The organism is Erythrobacteraceae bacterium WH01K, from assembly GCA_027941995.1.
In the GTDB taxonomy this organism is placed as follows: domain Bacteria; phylum Pseudomonadota; class Alphaproteobacteria; order Sphingomonadales; family Sphingomonadaceae; genus CAJXSN01.
On sequence record CP115966.1, the window covers coordinates 213,459 to 229,923 of the forward strand.

Genomic DNA, 16,465 nt, shown 5'->3' on the forward strand with positions numbered 1-16,465 from the left:
ATAAAGAAAGCTTTATGTGTTTGAGACGGACTTAGCCACGCGTACGCCGCCTTGCAACCGACGAGGCCGCGTATGCCGCCCCGATCAGGACGAGCGCCCACAGGATGGCGAGCGCATTGCCCATGCGGGAAAACAGGGTCGGCGACTTCGCCGGCGGCACGAACCCTTCCATCCGGTCCAGCACGCCCGGACCCAGATGGTCGCGAACGACTCCGTCCGCATCGATCACCGCGCTGATCCCCGTGGTGGTCGAACGCAGGACCGGCAGGCCTTCCTCGATCGCCCTCATCCGTGCCTGTGCAAGGTGTTGCGGCGGCCCCCAATAGCTGAACCAGCCGTCATTGGACGGGTTGAAGATATAGTCCGGCCGATTGCCGCGCTCCGTCACCTGCCCGCTGAACACGATCTCGTAGCAAATCTGCACCCCGACGCGGCCAAATCGGCCGAAATCCTGCGTCGCCGGCCCCGGGCCGGGGATGAAATCGATAGTGCCTGCGACGAGCCGGGAAGCGCCAAGCGGCTCCAGCAACCAGCGAAGGGCAAGATATTCTCCGTAAGGCACGAGATGCGCCTTCGCGTAACTGCCGATCAGTTCGCCCTCGCTGTCGATCGCGGTCACGGCATTGTAGGCCCCCGTCGCTTTCGGAGCGCCGTCCACCGTTTCGATCCGCAGGTCCTGTGCACCTGTCAGCAGCAGGCTGTTTTCCCCGATGACGTTACCGATCCGCTGGCGGGCGTAGTCGGGATCGGCCTGCGCGGTGGTCGCCGCGTAATAGCGCGCCGGATAGCCGGGTCGCAGGTAGTCAGGCAGCCCGGATTCCGGCCACAGAACGATGCGCGGCTCTGCGTCGTCCTCCCGTGCGGAAAGCGCGGCCAGGGTCAGGAAGGCCGGTTCGTATTGTCTGGGATCGTTCAGTTCGGCCTGGTCGAGATCGGGCTGGACCAGCGTGTAGCGCAGGGTCCCTTCCGCAGCGTCGTTCCCACCTGGCAGGTACATCCCCGCAGCAAGGAGGGCAGACCCGCCAGCGAGCCAGGCCCAGCGCCGCTGATAGGCGAAGAGCACGAGCCATGCGCCGAACAGGACAACCATACCGGACAGGGCATAAGTCCCCAGCCACGGCAGGAGCGAAGCCCAGCCGGGCCGGTCGAGCGGTCCGAGCAATGTCAGCCCGAGCGGCGGCCACGGATAGCCGGTAAAAACCCAGCTACGCAGCCACTCGGTAACGATCCACGCAGCGGCGAAGGCAAGGACGAAGACGTTGGCGCCTCGGCCCCGCGTCGCCCGCCAGGCTGCAAGCGCTGCCAGCGCGGGATAGATTGCAAGATAGACGCAGAGCAAAGGCACCGCGATCCAGCCCAGGAAAGCGGGCATTTCGCCCTGGTGGGTAAACGCCGTGGCGATCCAGTTGTTCGCCACCGAAAGATGCGACCAGCCCCAGAGCCAGCCGATCAGGGCGGCCCGCTTCCAGCTTGCCGCGCTCCACACGAGGAAGCCCAGCAGGCCAATCGCAAGCAGCGCCAGGGGCCACAGGCCGTAAGGCGGGTAGCCGAAGGCGCCCACCGCGCCCGCAGCTATGGCTGTTAGGCGCGGATAGCGGACGAAGATTGCGGGAAGTGCGCGCGGCGCATCCAACACCGCGTCGCCCTGCGCCTGCACGGGATCAGCCGACCGCGCTTAGCGCAGTATCGTCGTCATCCGATTTCGGCTTGCGGGCACGGGGTGCGCGCTTCGGCTTCTTCTCGCCGTCATCGGCAGAGATCGAGGGCGGCAGGACCGCTGCGTCGATCTCGCCATCGGGTTCGGCAGCCTTGGGCTTGCGCGTACGCTTCGCCTTGGGCTTTTCCTCGGCCACTTCGCGGTCATCGGACGCATTGTCGTCGCGATTTTCGTTCCGGCCCTCGTCATTCCCGTCGCGGCGCTGGCGCGTATTGCGACGGGGACGGCGGTTTTCCTCGCCATCGTCGTCATTGTCGTCCGACCCGCGATCATTGCCGCGCTCGGCATCCCGCTTGGCGCGCTGTTCGTCCTGGCGTGCCTTGTTGTCGGCGATGACGCGGAAGTAATGGTCGGCGAACTGCAGGTAGTATTCCTGCTGCACACGGTCACCATTGTGATGCGCGTCCTGCGCCAGCTTCTTGTACTTGTCGAGAAGCTGGGGCGCGTTGCCGCGTGCGCGGCTGTCGATGCGGTTCATCGCATTGGGATTGCCGCCACCGCCCTGGTTGCGGTTGCCGCGACCGCGACGCCTGTTGTTATTGCGTTGGTTGTTCAAGGAATACTCTTCCTCAGTAGCGTAGCGCTCTCATCGGGGCGCACTCGCAAAGCCCCTCGCCGTGCCCGCACTGTGGCTCAGGTCACGGCCCCTCACTTGCCTAGCACGCAAGGCCCCGCTCCGGGACCCGCATTTCACTGGCAAATGTTGGATCAAGACCGCGACAGCAAATAAACGCTTATCACCGGTCTTGACTTCGATTTAGCCCTTCGCTGCGCCTTTGCCAACCCCAAAGCGCAAAACCAGTCCCCGCGGCCTTTGGGCAAGGTCACGGAACGTCTCAGCGTCGGCTCCGCATTCGCGCGCCAGCGCGCCGACCGATTCGGCCTGCTGCCACCCGATTTCGACGACCGCGGCCCCGCCGGGCGACAGGAGCGATGGCAATTGCGGGATCAGGACGCGGTAGTCGCCCAGCCCATCGGGCCCGGCAAACAGCGCCTCATGCGGTTCATAGTTGCGGACGCTGTCGTCGAGTGTTGCACTGCTTTCCACATAGGGCGGATTGGCGATGACCAGGTCGAAGCGGCCAAATCCGGATTTCCAGCCCGCCTGCGTCCAGTCGGCTTCGATCAGTTCCGCCCTGCCTGCGACGCCCAGCGCCTCTGCATTGCGCCGGGCGATGGCCAGCGCATACGGCGAACGGTCCATCCCGAGACCGGAGGCATCGGCCCGCTCCGCCAGCAAGGTGAGCAACAGCGCGCCCGATCCCGTCCCGCAATCGAGGATGCGGGCACGCTCCGGCAAAAGCCCCAACGCCGCCTCCACCACGGATTCGCTGTCGGCCCGGGGAATGAGGACGGCCGGAGAAACGATGAATTCGCGCCCGTAAAAGGACTGGCTGCCGGTCACATAGGCCAGCGGTTCGCCCGTCATGCGCCGCCGGACCATCGCGGCGAAAGTTTGCGGCGCGGGGTCCTGCATGCGGGTCAGCAGCATGGTGCTGCGCGGAACATCGAGCGCCGCTGCCATAAGCCATTCGGCGTCGAGCCGAGCCGTGTCGCTGACCGTGGCCAATCTTCCGGCAGCCTGCCGGATGGCATCGGCGACGGTCACGGGCACACAATCAGGCCCGCTATTCGGCGAGGGCTGCAAGGCGCTTCGCCTCGTCTTCGGCGATCAGTGCGCCAATCAGTTCGCCAAGGCCGGGCCCGGCGATGATTTCCGGCAATTTGTGCAGCGTCAGGCCGATCCGGTGGTCGGTCACGCGGCCTTGCGGGAAATTATACGTCCGGATTCGTTCGGAGCGATCGCCGCTGCCGACCATCGCCTTGCGCGCTTCCGCTTCTGCGCCCTGCATGGCGTCGCGCTGCTGTTCGAACAGGCGGGCGCGCAGGACCTGCATCGCCTTCTCCCGGTTCTTGTGCTGGCTGCGGCCATCCTGGCAGGTGACGACGGTGTTCGTCGGCAGGTGGGTGATCCGAATGGCGCTGTCGGTCGTGTTGACGTGCTGGCCGCCCGCCCCGCTCGCGCGGTAGGTGTCGATCTTCAGTTCCGTGGGGTCGATCTGGACATCGACGTCGTCCGGTTCCGGCAGGACCGCGACCGTCGCGGCGCTGGTGTGAATGCGCCCCCCGCTTTCGGTTTCGGGCACGCGCTGGACGCGGTGGACACCGCTTTCGAACTTCAGCTTGGCGAAAACCCCGCTGCCGGTGACGTTGGCGACTATTTCCTTGAAGCCGCCGACTTCGCTCGCGCTCATGCTGACAGGTTCGACGCGCCAGCCCTGTTCGGCAGCGAAGCGTTCGTACATCCGGAAAAGATCGCCTGCAAAAAGCGCCGCCTCGTCGCCGCCCGTCCCGGCGCGGATTTCCAGCATGGCAGGCTTCGCATCGGCGCTGTCGCGCGGCAACATCGCGATGGCGAGCTGCTTCTCCGCCTCCGGCAGGCGGGCGGCAATTGCGGCGAGTTCCTCCTCCGCCATGGCCTTCATCTCCGGATCGGCCAGCATCTCTTCGAGCTCGACCGTTTCCGCCCGCATAGCCTCGACCTCCGCGGCGATCTTCGCCACCGGTTCGAGTTCGGCATAGTCGCGGCTCGCCTGGACGAAGGCGTCCCCTTCCAGCGTGCCGGAAGCAAGACGCGCCTCGATCTCGGCGAAGCGCTGGGCGATCTGTCGCAGGCGTTCGGCGGGTACGGTCATCAATACTCGCTGAACATCAATTTTGTCTGGTGGTTATCGTGCTCGAAACCATCGGGATCATAGGCTACAATTTTGTATTTCTGGCCAATTCGATTTCCGACGATATTGTGTACTGGGTGGCGGAAACCATGGGTGCGCTTCGCGTATACCAAACCGCATCTTTTTCCGTTCTGGTTGGGCATACTCTCGATGAACAGAGCTGTGGTGATCCCTCTTCTCTTCAATTTGTCCATCTGCTTGCGTGGGTTACTTTGAAATACCTGATCGACTTCTAGGGCTTGTGAGCGAAGCAAGGTCGCAATTTCTTGGGCGAGAGTAAGAGATTCTGGGTTCTCAGCAATCACTCCGAATACCTCTGTATTCGAAAGCGGCGGGCGGGCAACCATCGCCAGCCGCTCAATGCCTGCTGCCCAGCCAACCGCAGGTGTGGCTGCACCGCCGAGGCTCTCCATAAGCCCGTCATAGCGCCCGCCGCCCAGAATTGTGCTCTGGCTGCCCAGCGCATCCGCCGCCGCGCTGCCTTCGTCGGGAACGAACTCGAATGCGGTGTGGCGATAATAATCGAGCCCGCGCACGAGGCTTTCGGCGCGAACCCATTTGACGCCCGCTGCATCGAGACCGCCGGTCACGGCATCGAAGAACGCCCGGGCATCGCCCGACAGAAACTGGTCGATCTTCGGTGCGTCGGCGACAAAGCGCTGATCCCGGTGGTCCTTGCTGTCAAGAATACGCAGCGGGTTTTTCTCCAGCCGCTCCTGCGAATCTTCCGAAAGCTCGTCCTTCACCGCGCGGAAATGCTCGACCAGTGCGGCGCGCCACGCCTCGCGGCTGTCGCCGTCGCCCAGCGTGTTCAGATGCAGGGTCACATCGGTAATGCCCAGCTCCTTCAGCACCTGGTCGGCCATCGCCAGCAGTTCCACATCCGCCTGCGGTTCGGCCGCGCCGATGATTTCCGCGTCCAGCTGGTGGAACTGGCGATACCGGCCCTTCTGCGGGCGTTCATACCGGAACAGCGGGCCATGGGTCGCAGCCTTCAGCGGGGCATGCTGCTGCCATCCATTGGTCAGGAATGCGCGCGCGATCCCTGCGGTGAATTCCGGGCGCAGGGTCAGGGAATCGCCGCCCCGATCCTCGAACGAATACATTTCCTTCGACACCACGTCGGTCGTTTCGCCGATGGCGCGGCTGAACACCTCGGTCTTCTCGAAAACCGGCATCTCGACGCGGCGAAAGCGGTAGAGCTTGCGGACACGTTCGAAGGTTTCGACGACAAAGGCGAAGCTTTCCGCATCCGCGCCGAAGATGTCCTGCGTGCCTCTGATGGCTTGGGGGGTCTTGCTCATGACCAGCCGCTTAGGCGAGGCGGCGGATTGCCGCAATATCGCCGCAGCGCAGCAATTGGCGGTTGCAGTGACGCGTGACCGCGCTAGACGCGGCGGCGCAACATCCCTTCTACGCGATTACAAGGTTCGACCATGCGCATCGACAAGATCCCGACCGGCGAAAATCCCCCCGACGATCTCAACGTCATCATCGAAGTGCCGACCGGCGGCGAACCGGTGAAGTACGAATTCGACAAGGAATCGGGCGCGCTGTTCGTGGACCGCATCCTGCACACGCCGATGCGCTATCCGGCCAATTACGGGTTCGTGCCCCACACCCTGTCGCCCGATGGCGATCCGCTGGATGCGCTGGTCATCGCGCGCAGCCCGTTCATGGCGGGCTGCGTCGTGCGCGCCCGGCCCATCGGCGTGCTGAACCTGGAAGACGAACATGGCGGGGACGAAAAGCTGATTTGCGTGCCGGTCGACACGACCTTCCCCTATTACTCCGACGTCGGCGAGACGAAGGATTTGCCCTCGATCATCTTCCAGCAGATCGAGCACTTCTTCACCCACTACAAGGACCTGGAGAAGGAAAAGTGGGTCCGCATCGGCAAGTGGGGCGACCGGGCGGAATCGCGCCAGATCGTCCTGGAAGCTATCGAGCGGTACAAGACCGGCGGCTGATCGCGTCCCTGCAGCAGCGCTGCCCGGACGGGATCACTCGACCGGGCGGCTGTTGTCCAGCAAATCCTTTTCCTCGCCACCGGTCGCGCGCTCTGCCTCGACCATCGAGGCGATTTCGTCCCCGGGGCGAACATCCTCATGGTCGGCATCGCTCAGGCGCGTCGTTCTTGCCTTGTGCGTCGCTGCCGGGGCCGGTGCAGGGTCGCCGGTCGCGGCAGCCGACCCTGCCGGCTGGCCGATATTCTCGAAAGGCAGGGCCGTGGTGCGCGGATCGAAGCGGAGGCGATAAATCGGTTCCGGCAGTCCGAACCCGGCATCCTCCAGCGCTTCCTTGACCGCCGGGATCGCCCGGCTCTGGGCCTTGTTCCAGTCTGCCTCGCGCTGGTCGATCCAGCCCATGAAGCGGATCACGACGTTGGAATCCCCCACCTCCACGATGCGCGCCTCTGCAGGCGGTTCGTCGAGGATGAAGGGCAGGGCCTGCAGAGTCTCGCGGCCCAGCCGGCGGGCGGCGCGCGCATCGTCGTCGGCATCGACCCCCAGCGCGAATTCGAACCGTCGCTGCGGATTGCGTGTGTAATTCAGGATGACGGCCCGAAACACCTCGCCATTGGGAATGCGCAGGTGATTGCCGTCCAGCGTCATCAGCACGGTTGCCCGGCTGGTCAGCCGGATCACCCTGCCCTCGTGCTCCCCGATCATAACGTGGTCGTTGGCGCGGAAGGGCTGGCGCAGGCTCAGCATCAGGGACGCGACGTAATTCTCGATCGTGTCGCGCATGGCAAAGCCCAGCGCGATGCCGACCACGCCTGCTCCGCCGAGGACTGCGCCCAGCAGCGCGCCCGCGCCGATGATGTCCAGCGCGACGACTATGCCGAGAATGACGAAGACGAACCGGATGGCGCTGGCAATCAGTTCGGCAAGGAAGCCGTTGGGCGCGATCCTGTTCCACAGCGCGCCGAAGCCGGCGATGATGTACCCGACGACGCCGATGACCAGCGCGACGAACACGGCGAGCGCGATCAGCGGCAGCATGCCCGACCACCGCTTCGCCTTTTGCGCGATCTCGTCGAGCACGCCGATCCCGTCATCCACATTGGCGGAGCGTTCGATATCGTTCTGGACCGTGACGACCCCGTCGATCCGGCCCGCAATGTCCGCAGCCCGATCTATCGCGTCGGCATCCGGCGCCTCGCCCGACAGGGTGACGACCCCGGACCGAACCTCGTAGGTCACGTTTTCCAGGCTGGAGATTTCCGCGAAGATTGCACCCATGCGTTCGCGTATCGCCGCGTCGGCCCCGGCCTCGGGAGAAGCCTCGATTCCCGGCGCGGCCTCCGCCGTGCCGGATCCCTCGGTCTCGGTGCCGGCAAGCGGCAATGCCAGCGCGGACGGACCGACCAGCGAGGCAAGCGCAAGGAAGATGGCGGCCGCGAAGGTGCGCACAGCGAACAATGCAGAGGGCTTCATGACCGACAGAGCGGACAGCCATGCATTCCGGTTCCCGCGAACACGCATGGCGCCGGCGTCAGGCGTCGTCAGACCAGTGCGAAAAACGCCTTCGCCAGACCGGTAATCAGGAATGGGAGCCCGATGGCGACGACCCACAGGAAAAGCTGGTCCCGCCGGAATTGGCCGGACAGGGCAGGATCGTGCGCCTCTTCGTCGCTGATGAACTTCCAGCGGTTTTCGAAGGCCCGGCACGCCGGAATGATGGCTGCGACGAGGATGACGAGAGCGAGGTAGGGCAGGATTGAGGACGTGCCTTCCTTCATCGCGGCGACGCTCACGAAAATCTGCAGCGCGGTATAGGCCAGCAAGGCATAGGCGACATTGTCGCTCATCGATTTGCGCCAGTCGCGCGGCGCGCCATGCGCCTGATCGTAACCGGAAACGGTGCGACGCCTGTCGTCGATAGCTTTTGCCATTCGACTCTCTCCTTATGTCTCTCCGATGAACACATATCCCAAAGTCGGTACGGGCAATCAAGCCTGCCTCGAAATTCGCAAGAATCTTGCGCGGATCGCGAATCTGGCGCGGTTACGACAACCCAATCTTCATACGCCTCATGCACAAAGCCTGCCAGAAATCGACCAATGGGGGTTTTGCGCCGGGCAGGCGATGCTAGACAGTGGCCATGGACATGCTTGATCACGACGAGACCGTGCCGAACGAACAGGCGCTGGAGGCGGGCGCTGCGCCGCCCATCCCGCAGGGCGGGCTGGAAGTCGTCTCGATCGCCAAGAGCTATGACAAGCGCGCGATCCTGACCGACATATCGCTGACCGTGGGCAAGGGCGAAGTGCTCGGCCTGCTCGGCCCCAACGGTGCGGGCAAGACGACCTGCTTCTATTCCATCATGGGTTTGGTGAAGCCCGATGCCGGGCGCATCCTGATGGACGGCGAGGACGTGACTGCCCTGCCCATGTACCGGCGCGCGATCCTGGGCCTTGGCTACCTGCCGCAGGAAACCAGCATCTTTCGCGGCATGACCGTGGAACAGAACATCAACTCGGTGTTGGAGCTCAACGAACCGGACAAGGCCACGCGCCGGGCCGAACTGGAGCGTTTGCTCGACGAATTCGGCCTGCAGCGCCTGCGCGGTTCGCCGGCAATGGCGTTGTCGGGCGGTGAAAGACGGCGCTGCGAGATTGCCCGCGCTTTGGCGGCGAAGCCGTCGATCATGCTGCTCGACGAACCCTTCGCCGGGATCGACCCGCTGTCGATCAGCGACATCCGTGATCTCGTCGCCGATCTGAAGACGCGCGGCATCGGGGTGCTGATCACCGACCACAATGTGCGCGAAACCCTGGAAATCGTCGACCGCGCCTGCATCATCTACGGCGGGCAGGTCCTGTTCGCCGGTACGCCGCAGGAACTGGTCGCGGACGAGAATGTGAAGCGCCTGTACCTGGGCGAAAACTTCACGCTCTGACGATGCTGCGCGGCGGGGTTTAGGTCATGGCACTCGGTCCCAGGCTGGATCTTCGGCAATCGCAGTCGCTGGTGATGACGCCGCAATTGCAGCAGGCCATCCGCCTGCTGGCAGCGTCCAACCTCGAGATCGAGACATTCGTTTCCGAAGCCCTGGAAGAAAACCCGCTGCTGGAGGCAGGCGAAGTCCGCCGCGAGCAGGAGGGGGACGGCGATGCGGAAGCGACCGGCGACCCGGCCGCGGAACGAAGCGCCGACGACACCGTCAGCGACAGGGGCAGCGACAGGGGTGGCGACAGCGGAACCGGGGACGAAGCGCTGGACATCAGCGTGAGCGCGATCGACCGCGACCGCGATACGGGCGACGGCGAATGGGGTAGCGGCTGCGCGGCCGCAGCACCGGAGGACGCCGGCTCCTTCGAGGAACGCACCAGCGGCCAGCTTTCGCTGACGGACCACCTGCTCGAACAGGTCGGCAGCATTGCCGCCAATCCGCGCGAGGAATTCATCGCGCGCCACCTGATCGCCATGGTCGACGATGCCGGCTACCTGCCGGCGGACCTGCGCCCCGTGGCGCGCGAGCTGGGCACGACGCTGGACGATGTGGAGGACGCCCTGTTCGTGGTCCAGTCGCTCGATCCCACGGGGGTGGGCGCGCGCAGCCTGTCCGAATGCCTGGCCCTGCAGGCAAGGGAGGCCGACCGCTACGATCCGTGCATGCAGCGTCTGATCGACAATCTGGACCTCGTGGCGAAGGGCGATCTCGCCCGGCTGAAACGGATGTGCGACGTCGATGACGAGGATTTCGCCGACATGCTGGCCGAGCTGAGGCAATACGATCCCAAGCCGGGCCTCGCCTTCGGTTCCATCGAGGCGTCGGCTGTCGTCCCCGATATCCTGCTGTCGCGCAGCCCTGCGGGCGAATGGAAAATCGCGCTCAATCCGGACACCCTGCCCCGGCTGGTGGTGAACCGGGACTATGCCCTGGAATTGCAGGACGGCTGCACCGACAGGGCGAGCAAGTCGTGGCTCAAGGAAAAGCTGGCCGATGCACGCTGGCTTATCAACGCGCTGGACCAGCGGCAGAAGACGATCCTGGCCGTGTCGGCAGAGATCGTGAAACAACAGGCCGGTTTTTTCCGGGAAGGCGTCTCGAAGCTTAAGCCACTCACCTTGCGGGAAGTGGCCGAGGAGATCGAGATGCACGAAAGCACGGTCAGCCGCGTGACCAGCAACAAGTACATCTCGACCGAACGCGGGACATTCGAGCTCAAATATTTCTTCTCCAGCGGCGTTGGCCGGCTGGGCGCGGAGGGCGAAGGCGCGTCGAGCCAGGCGGTCAAGGCACGGATCAAGGCGCTGACCGATGCCGAGGAGCCGAAGAAAATCCTGTCCGACGACAAGCTGGTCGAGATGCTGAAGGCGGAAGGGTTCGACATCGCAAGGCGCACGGTTGCGAAATACCGCGAAGCGATGGGCATCGGGTCCAGTGTCCAGCGCCGACGGGCCAAGAAACTCGCAGGACTTTGACTGTCGCAAGAGCGGGTTAACCCGGTCGTTAACGGCGCTTCATGTCCCCGCGACTCGCGCAGGCATGCGGGTTTACGCCATATTAACCTTTTCCGTTCAGACCTTTTGTGGTTAATCCATGGCAACACCTCTGAACGAGGGGTTAGCGGCCTTACGGGGCACGAACGAAACGTTTACTGGGGCAAGGGGGACTACCCGATGCGCGTATTGTTGATCGAAGACGAGCCGACAACGGCAAAGGCCATCGAGCTGATGCTGACGACCGAGGGCTTCAACGTCTACTCGACCGATCTGGGCGAAGAGGGCCTCGATCTGGGCAAGCTGTATGATTACGACATCATCCTGCTGGACCTTAACCTGCCCGACATGCACGGATACGACGTGCTCAAGAAACTGCGCGTCGCCAAGGTGCAGACGCCGGTCCTGATCCTGTCCGGCATTGCCGAGATGGATTCCAAGATCCGCAGCTTCGGTTTCGGCGCCGACGATTACGTGACCAAGCCGTTCCACCGCGAAGAACTGGTCGCCCGCATCCACGCCGTGGTGCGCCGCTCCAAGGGCCACAGCCAGTCGGTCATCCGCACGGGCAAGCTGGCCGTGAACCTCGACGCCAAGACGGTCGAGGTCGATGGCGCCCGTGTCCACCTGACGGGCAAGGAATACGCGATGCTCGAGCTGCTCAGCTTGCGCAAGGGCACGACCCTGACCAAGGAAATGTTCCTCAACCACCTGTATGGCGGGATGGACGAACCGGAACTCAAGATCATCGACGTCTTCATCTGCAAGCTGCGCAAGAAGCTGTCCCACGCCTGCGGCGGCGAGAATTACATCGAGACGGTCTGGGGTCGCGGCTACGTGCTGCGCGATCCGGACGAGGCTGCCGAAGCGGCGTAAGTCTTCCGGTTTCGTATCGAAAGAAGACCCGGGGCGGAAACGTCCCGGGTCTTCTGCAATCGGACACAGCGTTTCTGAAGTGATCGCCGCGCGATTTCGCTTGGCAAGATGGGCCGCTTTTGCGATTTGCGCGTGTCAACAATAGCGGTTGCGTTCCCCATGTCGTTCCTTACCGATTACGCGGCCCAGATCGGCCTCGGCCTGCTGCTCCTGACCTTCGTCGCATTTGCCATGGAACGCCGTCCGCCCGTGGTCGTCGCAATCGTTGCGGGTGCCGCGATGCTGGTGCTGGGGTACCTGTCTCCCAAGGACATGCTTGGCACGTTCTCCAACTCCGCCCCGATTACCATTGCGGCCATGTTCATCCTGTCGGGCGCGCTGCTGCGGACAGGGGCGCTGGAGGCGGTATCGGGCTGGGTCGTCCACCGCACGACGCAATCCCCGCGCCGCGCTATCGGCGAGATCGGACTGGGTACCCTCGCCGCATCCGCTTTCATGAACAACACGCCGGTGGTCATCGTGATGATTCCGGTGGTCAAGCGTCTTGCCGGCGTCCTGAAGACGGGGGCGACACGGCTGCTGATCCCGCTGTCCTATATCTGCATCCTGGGCGGCACGATGACGCTGATTGGCACGTCGACGAACCTGCTGGTCGACGGGGTCGCGCAGGAACGCGGGCAAGCCCCGTTCGGTATTTTCGAGATTACGTCGGTCGGCTTCGTCGGGGCGCTGGCGGGTCTGGCCGTGCTGATGATTTTCGGGCCGTTCCTGCTGCCCGACCGCGGCCCACGGATGGAGGACGAGGAGCGCGAGAGCGACCTTTACCTCACCCACCTCATCCTCAATCCAGACAGTCGCTATGCCGGCAGGCGGCTGGGCGATACCAATGTCGCGCGGCGTCCGGGACTGAAGATACAGGCGATCCAGCGCGGTTCCGAACTGCAGCGCCGGGACCTGGAAAATGTCGTCCTGCAAGCGGGCGACCAATTGGTGGTCGCGGCAAGTCCCGAGGAAATCGCCTCGCTCGCCGAGGCACCCGATTTCCGTACCGGGCTGGTGGGCGTGGGCGGCGGAGTGGCAACGGCCATGCCGGACAGGCCCGTCGACCTGCGTGTGATCGAGGCGGTGGTTTCCGGCTCGCACCCGGTGGTCGGCCAGAGGCTCGCGGAAATTCCGCTGCTTTCGCGCCTGCAGGTCCGCGTCCTTGGCCTTTCGCGCCCGCGCCACCTTGCGGGACCGGTCCTCGCGGAAGTTCGCGTGCGCGCCGGCGACCGGCTGCTGATCGCGGCGGGACAGGACGCGGCGCAGGCGCTGCAGGGCAACATGCAATTGACCGACGTGGCGGAAAGCACCGCGCGTTCCTTCCGCCGGAACAAGGCGCCCATCGCCATCGCCAGCCTGGCAGCCGTGGTGCTGGGCGCAGCGCTGTTCGGCCTTCCGATAGAGGCGCTGGCCATCTGCGGCGTCGCGCTGGTGCTGCTGACGCGGTGTATCGAGCCGGGGGATGCCTGGGGCAGTCTCGACGGCAATACGCTGGTCCTGATCTTCGCCATGCTGGCTTTTGGCAAGGGGCTGGAAAATGCCGGAACGATCGAGCTCATCGTGGCCTCCATCCAGCCGTTCATGATGGCCGGTTCGCCGCTACTGCTTATCCTGATCGTCTACGGCGTCACCAGCGTGATGACGGAGGCGATTACGAACAATGCCATCGCCGTCATCATGACCCCTATCGCCATCGGGCTGGCCGATGCGGCGGGGATCGATGCCCGCCCGCTGATCGTCGCGGTCATGTTCGGGGCCAGTGCCAGCTTCGCAACGCCGATCGGATACCAGACAAACACGCTGGTCTATGGCGCGGCGAATTACCGCTTCGCCGATTTCGTCAAGATCGGCATCCCGATGAATATCGGGGTCGGCGTGGCGGTCTCGCTTGCCATCTGGGCGACGTTCGGCTGAGCGGGCCGTCAAGCCGCGCACCGCTGGACCGCGCCCGTCCCAGACGCTAACGCGCGCGCCATGACAGCGCACAAGTCCGGCGATCCCACGACGCTCAACCGCCTTTATGGCCGCAGCCAGGGAAAGCCCCTGCGCAAGCACCAGCAGCAGCTGGTCGACACCCTGCTGCCGCGCCTTGCCGTTCCGGAGGAAGGCCCGGTGACCGCGGAAGGGCTGTTCGGCGAGGATTGCCCCCTGCATCTCGAGATCGGCTTCGGCGGCGGGGAGCACCTTGCCTACCGCGCCGACCTGCTGCCCAATCACGGTCTTATCGGCGCGGAACCCTATCTCAATGGGGTCGCGCAGGCGCTGGGTCATATCGAGCAGGAGAAGCTCGCCAATATCAGGCTGCATCACGGCGATGCACTGCAGGTGCTGGAACGTATTCCCGATGGCGCGCTGACCATGGCCTACCTCCTACACCCCGACCCGTGGCCCAAGGCGCGCCATGCCAAGCGCCGGATGATGAATAACGGCCCGGTGCAGATGATTGCCGACAAGCTGAAGCCGGGCGGGGAGTTTCGTTTCGGCACGGATCACCCGGTCTATGTCCGCCACGCGCTGATGGTCATGCGGCGATTCACCGACCAGTTCGAATGGGTCGCGCAGCACCGGTCCAGCTTCGAAAATCGCCCATCCGGCTGGTGCGAAACCCGTTACGAGAACAAGGCCCGCACACAGATGGGGCACGAGGTCTGGTATTTCCGGTATCGCCGCCGCGGCTGAGGAAATGGCGATGCCGGGGGAACCGGCAGAGGTCCGGATGGCTTGATCTCCTGAACCAATCAGGAGCAGGTCCGTGGCCGACAATTCCCTAAAAGCCGTATATCTTTCGCAATTGCAGACCATGGCGAGCGCCGACCGGCAATCGCTCGAACTGACCAGGCAGCTGCGCGACCGGGCGAGCGACGACGCCTTGCGCGAAGCCCTGGAGAACGGAACCTGCGGGATCGAGGAGGGGCTGGAGAAAGTCCTCTCGGTCCTCGAGAAACACGGGTCGGGCGATGGGAACGCACCGGTATCGGAAGCGATGGCCGGGCTCGTCGCCGATACGAAGGCGCGGGTGTTCGACGCCGACCTGCCCGATGACGCCGGCCGGGATGCCGCGATCATCGCGCAATACATGCATGTGACCTATTACGGGCTCGCCGGTTACAAGACCTTGAGCGAGTTCGCGAAAAGGCTGGGCCTGTCCGACGACGCCGATACGTTGCAGACCTGTTACGAGAACGCGCAGGACGGCCAGTCGGACATGCACGACCTCCTGAGTGGCAAGGCATTGGAGAAGGCAGCATGATCACGACGACCAACCCCGCCACCGGCCAGACCGTCGCCGAATACGAGGAATTGTCGGCATCCGGCATCGAGGCAAAGCTGGCCCGGGCGGACAAGGCCTATGCCGACTGGAGCAGGTCCTCGATCAGCCGGCGCTGCGACCTGCTGGCGAAACTCGGCGATCTCTATGAACAGCATTCGGACGAGCTGGCAAAGCTCGCCGTCACCGAGATGGGCAAGCCCATCTCGCAGGCCCGCAGCGAAGTCGAGAAATGCGCCAGCCTGTTTCGCCATTACGCGGAGAACGGACCGCCCATGCTGGATCCGCTGGAGTGGAAACTCGGCGATGGCGGCAAGGCGGTGGGCCGCTGGTTGCCACAGGGCCCGGTCCTGGCGGTCATGCCGTGGAACTTCCCGTATTGGCAGGTCGTGCGCTTTCTCGCCCCGACCATCCTTGCAGGTAATGTCGGCGTACTGAAACATGCCAGCATCGTGCAGGGCGTCGCGGCAAAGCTGGAGGAAATGGTCCTGGAAGCCGGCGGGCCCGAAGGCGTCTTCCAGAACCTGTGCGTCACATCCGATCCCATCGGAGACGTCATTGCCGACGACCGCATCGTGGCAGCCACCCTGACCGGCAGCGAAGGCGCCGGAAGCGCGGTGGCCCAGCAGGCCGGAAAGCACCTGAAGAAGGTCGTGCTGGAACTGGGCGGTTCCGATCCCTTCATCGTGATGCCCAGCGCCGATCTCGATCAGGCTGTCGCCGATGCCGTGACGGCCCGTATCCAGAACAATGGCCAGTCCTGCATCTGCGGCAAGCGGACGATCGTCCACGCAGACATCCACGACGATTTCGCCGATCGCTTCGTCGCGGCCATGAAGGATATCGAGCCGGGCGATCCGATGGACGAGGACACCCGCCTGGGGCCGCTATCGAGCACCGAACAGCGCGATACCGTGCTGGAACAGGTCGAAACCGCGAAGAAGGAGGGCGCGACCCTGATGTTCGGCGCGGAAAAACTGGATCGCGACGGCGCCTGGATGACGGCCGGACTGCTGACCGATGTGGAACCGGGCAGCGAAACAGGTACCGACGAGATCTTCGGGCCCGTCGGGCAGCTTTATAAAGCGCAGGACAAGGAAGGCGCGGTCAGGATCGCTAACGCGATACCCTACGGCCTCGGCTCCGCGGTTTGCACCACCGACGAAGACGAGCAGGAATTCTTCGCCCGCAATATCGAGGCCGGCATGACCACGTTCAACGCGGTCAACGGATCGAAGATCGAGGCCCCGTTCGGCGGGATAAAGAAATCGGGCCATGGCCGCGAACTGGCGCAGTTCGGCCTGCACGAATTCATGAACCTGAAAACGGTGGTCTACCCCGCCTGAGCGGAGGGTCATCCGCGGTAGTCCGGGAG

General features: G+C 64.2%; 16 protein-coding genes. 9 read left to right on the plus strand and 7 right to left on the minus strand.

Features of this window, described 5'->3' with window-relative positions; genetic code table 11:
* Positions 1-31 precede the first annotated feature (31 nt).
* From lnt to hisS, 5 genes are all read right to left on the minus strand, one after another.
* Positions 32-1,636 carry an apolipoprotein N-acyltransferase gene (lnt, locus tag PF049_01075; protein ID WBY16791.1) on the minus strand — a complete coding sequence of 535 codons (1,605 nt, stop codon included), beginning with the start codon at positions 1,634-1,636 and terminating at the stop codon, positions 32-34.
* Between the two features lie 25 nt (positions 1,637-1,661).
* Positions 1,662-2,273: a DUF4167 domain-containing protein gene (locus PF049_01080; protein ID WBY16792.1), complete on the minus strand. Its 612-nt coding sequence runs from the start codon at positions 2,271-2,273 to the stop codon at positions 1,662-1,664.
* 201 nt (positions 2,274-2,474) lie between these two features.
* Positions 2,475-3,326, minus strand: coding sequence for a peptide chain release factor N(5)-glutamine methyltransferase (gene prmC / locus PF049_01085; protein WBY16793.1), 852 nt, complete (start codon positions 3,324-3,326; stop codon positions 2,475-2,477).
* A gap of 19 nt (positions 3,327-3,345) precedes the next feature.
* Positions 3,346-4,413: a peptide chain release factor 1 gene (gene prfA / locus PF049_01090; GenBank protein WBY16794.1), complete on the minus strand. Its 1,068-nt coding sequence runs from the start codon at positions 4,411-4,413 to the stop codon at positions 3,346-3,348.
* A complete protein-coding gene (gene hisS / locus PF049_01095) occupies positions 4,413-5,756 on the minus strand; it encodes a histidine--tRNA ligase (GenBank protein WBY16795.1) in 1,344 nt (447 codons plus the stop codon). The genes prfA and hisS overlap by 1 nt, the downstream gene beginning before the upstream one ends.
* A gap of 132 nt (positions 5,757-5,888) precedes the next feature.
* Between hisS and ppa the strand changes: the two genes are divergently transcribed.
* Entirely contained in the window at positions 5,889-6,422 is a 534-nt protein-coding gene (gene ppa, locus PF049_01100; protein ID WBY16796.1) for an inorganic diphosphatase, read from the plus strand.
* Positions 6,423-6,455: 33 nt separating this feature from the next.
* On the opposite strand, the gene PF049_01105 is transcribed toward ppa, so the two are convergent.
* Entirely contained in the window at positions 6,456-7,940 is a 1,485-nt protein-coding gene (locus PF049_01105; GenBank protein WBY16797.1) for a mechanosensitive ion channel family protein, read from the minus strand.
* A gap of 20 nt (positions 7,941-7,960) precedes the next feature.
* A complete protein-coding gene (locus PF049_01110) occupies positions 7,961-8,350 on the minus strand; it encodes a hypothetical protein (GenBank protein ID WBY16798.1) in 390 nt (129 codons plus the stop codon).
* Positions 8,351-8,375: 25 nt separating this feature from the next.
* Here PF049_01110 and PF049_01115 point away from each other — a divergent pair, with 25 nt between their 5' ends.
* The 8 genes from PF049_01115 (at position 8,376) to PF049_01150 (ending at position 16,436) form a co-directional block, all read left to right on the plus strand.
* The gene (locus tag PF049_01115) at positions 8,376-8,573 is read left to right on the plus strand and encodes a hypothetical protein (GenBank protein ID WBY16799.1); all 198 of its coding nucleotides are present in this window, start codon (positions 8,376-8,378) and stop codon (positions 8,571-8,573) included.
* Entirely contained in the window at positions 8,566-9,357 is a 792-nt protein-coding gene (lptB, locus tag PF049_01120) for an LPS export ABC transporter ATP-binding protein (protein ID WBY17946.1), read from the plus strand. The genes PF049_01115 and lptB overlap by 8 nt, the downstream gene beginning before the upstream one ends.
* Positions 9,358-9,383: 26 nt before the next feature.
* Positions 9,384-10,886: an RNA polymerase factor sigma-54 gene (gene rpoN, locus PF049_01125; GenBank protein WBY16800.1), complete on the plus strand. Its 1,503-nt coding sequence runs from the start codon at positions 9,384-9,386 to the stop codon at positions 10,884-10,886.
* Between the two features lie 198 nt (positions 10,887-11,084).
* Positions 11,085-11,780 (plus strand): response regulator transcription factor, encoded by a 696-nt coding sequence (locus PF049_01130; GenBank protein WBY16801.1) that lies wholly within the window; start codon positions 11,085-11,087, stop codon positions 11,778-11,780.
* Between the two features lie 159 nt (positions 11,781-11,939).
* On the plus strand, positions 11,940-13,736 hold the full coding sequence (locus PF049_01135) for an SLC13 family permease (GenBank protein ID WBY16802.1): 1,797 nt from the start codon (positions 11,940-11,942) through the stop codon (positions 13,734-13,736).
* A gap of 60 nt (positions 13,737-13,796) precedes the next feature.
* Entirely contained in the window at positions 13,797-14,501 is a 705-nt protein-coding gene (locus tag PF049_01140) for a tRNA (guanine(46)-N(7))-methyltransferase TrmB (protein WBY16803.1), read from the plus strand.
* Positions 14,502-14,574: 73 nt separating this feature from the next.
* On the plus strand, positions 14,575-15,072 hold the full coding sequence (locus PF049_01145; GenBank protein ID WBY16804.1) for a DUF892 family protein: 498 nt from the start codon (positions 14,575-14,577) through the stop codon (positions 15,070-15,072).
* Complete coding sequence (locus PF049_01150) at positions 15,069-16,436, plus strand: NAD-dependent succinate-semialdehyde dehydrogenase (GenBank protein ID WBY16805.1); 1,368 nt, start codon at positions 15,069-15,071, stop codon at positions 16,434-16,436. The genes PF049_01145 and PF049_01150 overlap by 4 nt, the downstream gene beginning before the upstream one ends.
* The last annotated feature ends 29 nt before the right edge of the window (positions 16,437-16,465 follow it).